Origin of the sequence: Terriglobus sp. YAF25, from assembly GCF_052113305.1 — a bacterium.
GTDB lineage: Bacteria > Acidobacteriota > Terriglobia > Terriglobales > Acidobacteriaceae > Terriglobus.
In genome coordinates this window covers 1-5,353 of record NZ_JBFRCY010000283.1, presented here as the reverse complement: position 1 = coordinate 5,353, position 5,353 = coordinate 1, and the positions used below count along the sequence as shown (strand labels likewise).

2 protein-coding genes and 1 pseudogene are annotated in these 5,353 nt (G+C 57.8%); 1 reads left to right on the top strand and 2 read right to left on the bottom strand.

Annotation, left to right across the window (positions count from 1 at the left end; all coding sequences use genetic code 11):
• Both AB4043_RS13190 and AB4043_RS13185 read right to left on the bottom strand, forming a co-directional pair.
• Nucleotides 1-587: pseudogene (locus AB4043_RS13190) on the bottom strand (alpha-mannosidase); the annotation flags it as partial.
• A 202-nt stretch (nucleotides 588-789) separates the two neighbouring features.
• Nucleotides 790-4,239, bottom strand: a complete 3,450-nt coding sequence (locus AB4043_RS13185; RefSeq protein WP_442307244.1) for a carboxypeptidase regulatory-like domain-containing protein — start codon at nucleotides 4,237-4,239, stop codon at nucleotides 790-792.
• Nucleotides 4,240-4,423: 184 nt separating this feature from the next.
• Here AB4043_RS13185 and AB4043_RS13180 point away from each other — a divergent pair.
• On the top strand, nucleotides 4,424-5,353 hold a 930-nt coding region (locus AB4043_RS13180; RefSeq protein WP_442307243.1), incomplete at its 3' end, for a LacI family DNA-binding transcriptional regulator.

Below are 5,353 nucleotides of genomic sequence, written 5' to 3'. Positions count from 1 at the left end.
ATCACACCCTTTCCATCAGGGCCGTACCACATGCCGACGTTGAACGGGATGCCTTCCGGCGTCTGCTCCGGCGAGTTCGGGCCGCCGATCTTTGGTGCCGGCTGCCATTCGGCATTCAGCTTCTGGGTCGAGAAGCCCTTAATGCCGGCATGGGCAAGAATGCTCGGCAGCGATGCCGGGAAGCCGAAGCAGTCCGGCAGCATGTACTCCTCGCTGGCCTTGCCGAAGTCTTTGCGGAAGTAGCTATTGCCGTACAGGATCTGGCGGAAGACACCTTCTGCGCTGGGAAGATTGACGTCACCTTCTTCGACGGAGGAGCCGGCGGGATACCAGCGGCCGGCGGCAACATAGGTGCGCATCCGTTCGTAGTCGGAAGGGAAGTACTCCTTCATCAGACGGTAGCGATTAGCTCCGGTCCAGTTGAAGACGTAGTGCGGATAGCGATCCATGTAGTCGAAGTTCACCCGCATGGTCTTCAGCAGATATTCGCTGATGGTCTGCGGAAACTCCCAGCGCCACTGGGTATCGAGATGGGCATAAGGAACGACATAGAGCGTCGGCTGGCTGGTGATATCGGGAGCCTTCATCGTCTGGGCAAAGGCTGCGCTGGAGAGAGCGCCGACCCACAGGACGCGGCGGATGAGTCTCTGCCTGGAAGTGTTGCGATGTCCGACGTTGAAGCCCGGGCGCGAAGAATCCATCGATCGCATCTGACCGCTCCTCGTTCCTTGAATCTGTTGTAGGGGAGAAAGAGAAAAGCCCCGCGGCGTTTGCCGCGGGGCTCGGGGTTTAGAACGCGTATCTCAGACTGAACTGGAACTGGCGTTCCGACGCGTAGGTTGTTCCCTTGTTGGTCACCTTACCGAAGGTGCTGCTGGTCGGGCTCATATCGGGGTTATCAAGGTTGGGATGGTTGACGAAGYTGAACGCTTCGGCCTTGAAGACCAGTTGATGGTTTTCGTGACCGGGGATGACGTGGAAGGCCTTCTGCAGCGCGGCGTTATAGCTCTGGAAGCCGGGGCCGTAGATGGAGCCACGGGAGCCACGTGCAGCAAAGGTTCCAGCGGCAGCAGGTTGATAAAGGCAGGTTGAATTGATCGGGCCGCAGCCTGTACCAACTTCAAACCACTGTCCTGAGGTGCCGAATGAGTGCGGCAGAGCAGACTGGCGGGTGCGGTTGTAGTACTGGTTGCCGGAACCCGGTCCAACACCAGCCTGATCGAGGTTGCGCGTAACACTCTGCGGACGTCCAGACTGGGCCTGGATGGTTCCGGAGAACTGCCAGTCGCCAACCACCGTGCGAACGAACGGGTTGCTTGCATGGGTTCCGTAAGGGATATCCCAGACGTAGTTGGCAACCATCACGTGTTTGGTGTCGAAGTCGCTCGGACCATAGAGGTTAGCGTTGCTAAAGGCGTTGGGAATGTTTGTACCGTTCGAAGAGCCGTAATCCAGGCTCTTGGACCAGGTATAGGCCACACCGAAAAGGAAGCCCCTGGTGAGGCGGCGCTTCACATTGGCCTGCATGCCGTGATAGATAGACCCACCGTTATTCTGGGCCTCGATGATGGTCGAGAAGCCCTTGTACGGACGAAGCGCATCCGGAGCCTTGACGGTCGGGTTAGCCTGAATCGTACCGGGCTGGAGCGAGTTGATATTTGCCAACTGTTCCAGGTGGTAGCCGCGACGGCCGACATAGCTCAGGGTGAACGTGGCTATGTTGGTGAACTCGTGTTCCACCGTCAGGTTCCATGCCCAGGCCTCTGGGCTTGGATAGGTGTAAGCGTGTGAGGTGAAGGCCAGCGGAGTGACGCTTCCGGCGGCGCCGCCGGGATTATCAACGCTTCCCTGGCTTACCGTAGAAGCCGGCTGGAACGGAGCATTGCCGCCCACGTGCACCGTGTCGCTGATACCGAGACGCTGCATGTAGCGGCCGGCGCCGCCGCGGATTACCGTACCCGGCTCAACCTGGTAGGCAAAACCTACGCGAGGCTGGATGTTGGTATAGACCGTCGGCGAGTAGTTCGAATCGTAGCCGCGGAAGAGTCGCTGGTAGTTACCGTTGAGGATGCTGTCAGGAACATGTCCCTTGGCTGCGCCGGGGAAGCCGGATCCCGGGATCACGACGCCGTTGTACTGATCTCCACCGGTCAGGAAGCCCGTGGTCGTGTTGACGGCGGGAGCCAGTGACGGGTTGTAGTCCTTCGGGCTGAAGAACGCCTGGTTACCCCACAACGAATGGTAGGGCTTCATGATGCTGTAGCGGACGCCATACTCGAGAACGAACTTCGAGGTCATGCGCCACTGGTCCTGGGCAAACATCTCGAACATGTTGCCGCGGAACGGAGTATAGGAACGCTGGCCGATTTCGCCGTACGTGTCGAAGAGGCCGAGCGCGGTATTGGCAACTGCCGCCTTGGAAGTGGAGCCGCCACCGCGGTTATCCGTAAAGACGAAGAGGCCGTTCTGGTTGTTCGTGGTGCCAGGGCGCGTGTTGTCGACGCTGATCTGGTCGTAGTTGTTCTCGCCGGCATACTCCCATACTCCGCCGAACTTGAGCGTGTGGTTGCCCTTAACCCACGTGAACGTATCGCCCACGTCGTAGACCATACCGCCGGAGCGCGACGGATATGGACCGCCGTCGAGCGTGCCGAAACTGCCAAGCTGAATGGTTGGGATCTTGTTGGGAACAACCTTGTTGGCAGCGCCGAAGAGGTAGGGATAGTTAATGCCGTACTTGGTACGGTCATAACGGCCCGAGGACGTGTCGATGTTGATGTCGACGTGGTCCGCTGCGCCGGAGACGAAGGCATCGTTCACCATCGTGGAGCTGACAGTCCAGGTGTGATGCAGAACCGCGATCTGGTTCGGGCGATGGAAGATACGAGGATTGGTGTTGAAGTTGCCGAAGTGCGGCTCGTAGTCGTCGTAGTTGTAGTTCAGCAGGCTGAAGCGCAGGCGATGCGCGTCACTGGGGACCAGGTCGATGATGATTGTGTCCTTACGCTGCTTCTCGGCGTAGAGGGCCGTATCGGTCCAGTTGCTGGAGGCATTTCCGACGAGGTTGGGTGTCGGATAGGCGTTCAGCAGGCCAATGCCGTTCGGGCTCAGCTGTGCGGTCGGGATGACGTTGTTGGCGTAGGCAACACCCGTGGTGGGATTCACGATCTGCACCGGGGTGCTGTAAAAGATGTTCGAGCCAAGCAGTTCACCGAAGTCACCCGTGCGCATACGCACTGTCGGCACCTTCAGTGTGGCGCTGGATGTGTCATCGTGGTTGTACTTCACCCACTCCTGCCCTAACAGGAAGAAGAGCCTGTTACGGCCGGTGTTGAAGTGGCCGGGAATAAAGACCGGGCCATTCAGGTTCCAACCGTACTGGTTGTAGCGGAACGCGCCGCGCTTCAACCCGGCACTATTGCGCTGCCAGGTGTTGGCATTGAGATAGTTGTTGCGGAAGTACTCAAAGACACTGCCGTGGAAGTTGGCCGTGCCGCTCTTGGGAACCAGGCGGATCAGGCCGCCTGAGGTGCGGCCGTACTCGGCCGGGTAGTTTGAGCTGAGGACCTGGACCTGCGAGGTGGAGTCGACGTCCGCCACGCCAGTGCTGGTGCCGTTCGAACGGGTACGCACCATCGGTGCACCGTCGAAGGTCTGCATGCTCTCCTGCGAACGGGCTCCGTTGATGTTGAGCGGATTATCGAGACCGAAGCCAAGGGCCGCCATCGAGTTGTTGCGGACGACACCGGGCTCCATCTGGGCCAGGTAAAGCGGATTGCGTCCGTTGAGCTGGATGTTCTTGACCTGCTCCTGGGTGATCAGCTGGCCGACCGAGGCGCTCTCGGTCTGCACCGTATTGACGTTTGCTTCGACGGTGACGGAGGTGGTGCTGTCACCCACCTTCATGGTTACGTCGACGCGGCGTCCAATGTTGGGATCGACCTGGATACCGCTGAGCGTTACGCTCGCAAAGCCCGAGGCCTCAACGCGCAGGGTGTACGCCCCAGGTGTGACGTTGGTGATGGTGAAGTTGCCTTCGTCGTTTGAGACCGCATGGATCTCAGCGCGGGTAGCGTTGTTCTGAAGGGTGATATTCGCCTTCGAAACAAGCGCTCCGGAAGGATCGGTAATGGTTCCTGACAGTGACGACGTATCCTGCGCAACGAGTGAATACCCCGTTAAAAACAGATACACCAGAACGGATAGAAATATCCGTATAGGGATTTTATGGCGTTTCATCCAGCCTCCTCGAAAAAGTACAACGACATCGTTTACGTAAAATTATGATTGCGCTATCACAGCAGCAACCTGTTTAAGCGTTTGGAATAAGTATTGTCAAGATAGAGGCACCGATTTTATTGTGGAATACTGACGCTACCAGAAAACCGGTGATATGGTAGCTCTCTCAGATTTGAGGCCATGATTGCATCAACAATCGAAGAAAAAACGGGCAACGCTGCAAGATGTAGCAAAAGCAGCCGGAGTGGCCCCCATGACCGTCTCCAGGATGATCAATGGGCATCCCTATGTCACGCCGGCGACTGCCAAGAAGGTCCGTGAAGCGATCCGGAAGCTGAACTACCGTCCTAATCATGCCGCACGCATGTTAACAGGAAAGTTATCCCGCTCGATCGGTCTGATTGTTCCTGACATTTCCGATACGTTTTTTTCGGTTGTAAGCCACGCCGTCCAGGAGACGGCCCGGGCCCAGAACTACCTGGTATGGCTTGCCGCGTCTGAGGACGACCCCGCCATTGAGGCGGCACAGGTCGAGAGCATGACCCATCACCCCGTGGACGGCATTCTTCTGGTTCCTACCCAGAGCCGTGAGCCGTATCTCAAGGCCATCGTTGCCGGGAATACGCCGGTCGTGACGATCGATCGCCCGATTGAGGTGGCCACAACAGATTCGGTCGGCGTTGAAAACCAGGCCGGCGCCGCGATGGCCGTGGATCACCTGGTAGAGCATGGTTACAAGAAAATCGTTTGTATTTCAGCGAATGCGCACCTCCGGACCATGAAGGATCGAATTGCCGGCTACAGGGATTCGCTCCGGAAAGCGAAACGTTCTTATCAGAACGAGCTGGAGTTGAAATCGAGTGCTTCTTCAAAGGCGGTGCTGGCCGAGCTGCTCACCGCGCGCAACCGTCCTGACGCTATTTTTACGGCGAATAATGCGTCCACGATCTGGGTGATTGAGGCCCTCAAAGAGCTGAATATTCAGATGGGGAAGGACATTGCGCTGGTTGGTTTCGATGACGTCGACTTTTTCACTCTGATTACTCCCGCGGTTACCGCGGTGCGCCAGCCTGCCGCTGAGCTGGGAAATGTGGCTACCCGGCTTCTGTTACAG